The 2074-nt window shown below is 69.6% G+C and carries 2 protein-coding genes; both read left to right on the plus strand.

Annotation, left to right across the window (positions count from 1 at the left end; all coding sequences use genetic code 11):
* Window positions 1–48 precede the first annotated feature (48 nt).
* Window positions 49–1488 carry an aminotransferase-like domain-containing protein gene (locus tag AC1DYI_RS33780; protein WP_477208476.1) on the plus strand — a complete coding sequence of 480 codons (1440 nt, stop codon included), beginning with the start codon at window positions 49–51 and terminating at the stop codon, window positions 1486–1488.
* Window positions 1489–1550: 62 nt separating this feature from the next.
* Complete coding sequence (locus AC1DYI_RS33785) at window positions 1551–2054, plus strand: hypothetical protein (RefSeq protein ID WP_477208477.1); 504 nt, start codon at window positions 1551–1553, stop codon at window positions 2052–2054.
* Window positions 2055–2074 lie beyond the last annotated feature (20 nt).

Genomic DNA, 2074 nt, shown 5'->3' on the forward strand with positions numbered 1-2074 from the left:
CGATAACAGTCACAGATCAGCTCGATCCACACCAGTACAGTTGGCGCCATGCCGATCGCCAACGCCGCCTCGACCTTTCGCTACGAAGACCTGGCCGGCTTCATTGCCGGGTTGATCGAGCGCGGCACCCTGACCCCTGGCTCTCGCGTGCCTTCGCTGCGCGAGATCAGCCGGCAGCRCCGCACCAGCGTGACCACCGCGCTGCAGGCCTATCGCCTGCTGGAGGACCGTGGCCTGATCGAAGCGCGGCCGCAGTCGGGCTTTTATGTCGCGCAGGCCCCGCACGCCATCGCGGCGCCGGCCAAGAGCCGCCCTCCGGCGCGGCCTACGGATGTGGCAGTGCCGGCCGTGATGCTGAAGCTGCTGGAGCATGCGGCCGACCCGAAGCTGGTGCCGCTGGGCTGTGCGATCCCGAGCCCGCAATTGCTCGCCTCGGGTGCTCTCGACCGGTGCCTCGCGCGGGTGGCGCGGGTCAAGGGCGTCAAACACAACACCTACACGCCGCCGCGCGGTGAGTTGTCGCTGCGGCGCGAGATCGCCCGCCGAGCGCTGCGCGTGGGCCACGCGGTCGCGCCCGACGACCTGCTCGTCACCTGCGGCTGCACCGAGGCGCTGGCGCTCGCATTGCGCGCGCTGACCCGCCCGGGCGACACGGTGGCGGTGGAGTCGCCCACCTACTTCGGCCTGTTGCAGGTGCTGCAGTCGCTGGGGCTGAAGGCGCTGGAGCTGCCGACCGACGCGCGCACCGGGGTGGACCTCGACGCGCTCGACGCCGCTTGCGGCAGCCACCAGGTTGCCGCCTGCGTGTTGGCCTCGTGCTTCCACAACCCGCTGGGCTGCACGATGAGCGAGGCCAAAAAGCTCGAAGTGCTGGCGGTGCTGGGTCGGCACCGCGTGCCGCTGGTCGAAGACGACATCTACGGCGACATCGGCTTCGGCGCCGAGCGCCCGCGGCCGTTCGCTGCGCTCGACCCGCGCGCGGCGGTGATCTACTGCAGCTCGTTTTCGAAGACGCTGGCGCCGGGCTACCGCGTCGGCTGGGTGGCGGCCAGCGAGCGCTTCATGCCGCGGCTGATCGAGGCCAAGGTGGCCTCGACGTTGTGCGGCCCGGTGCTGCCGCAGCTGGCATTGGCCGAGTTCCTGGCCTCGGGCGGCTACGACCACCACTTGCGGCGGATGCGCCGCATCTTCCAGGACACCTTGCACCGCCTCGTCGTGGCGATCGAGCAATCGTTTCCGCCGGGCACCACGGTGTCGCAGCCGGCCGGTGGCTTCGTCTTGTGGGTCGAACTGCCGAAGGCGGTGGACACGCGGCGGCTGTTCGTCGAGGCGCTGGAGCAGGGCATCTGTTTCGCGCCGGGCGTGGTCTTCTCGGCCAGTGGCCGCTATGGGCGCTGCCTGCGCCTGAGCGGCGGCTACGGCTGGAGCCCTCGGCTCGACCGGGGCGTGCGCGCCCTAGGCCGGCTGGCGGCGTCAGGGGAAACGTGAATCGTTGCGAAGTGCAACCGGATGACCCTAAACACCCCCGCTGGAGCGCCGATGAAGCAGACATGGACACTCGCGACGACGCTTCTGCCCCGTGGTTCGGCGATCCGCAAGGCAACCGCCCGCACCGTTTCATGGAATCGGCCGACATCAATGCGGCGTTTCGCGAGCTGTTCGAGCCGCTACGAACCGGTGTTCGCCGAGGCATGAGCAACGAGGGCCAGATCTACGCACTGGAGATGGACCCCTGCATCCCGGGCGAGCTGCTGGGCACCGAGTGGATCCCGGTGGCCAGTCGCGGTGTGGATGGCGCTTTGCCGCTCGCGGACCCGGCCCGACGTCGTGCGCTGTTCGACCTGCTGCTCGCTRAAAAACGCGTCGAATCGCTGTTTGCCTATGTCTGCGAGCGCCGGGGCACGGGTGGCGAGCCCTACATGTACCTGGAAATCATCTCGGCCGACGGCTGCTTTGCGGCCGGATTCCCGATCGTGCCGGCGGGCAAGGGCTGGCACAAGCGCGAGCTGGTGAAAGTGCCGCACCGCCGGCTGGACCCGGTCGCGCTGGCCTGACCCGCAGCCTCCCACACCCG

The organism is Ideonella sp. P3_A4 (assembly GCF_056403075.1).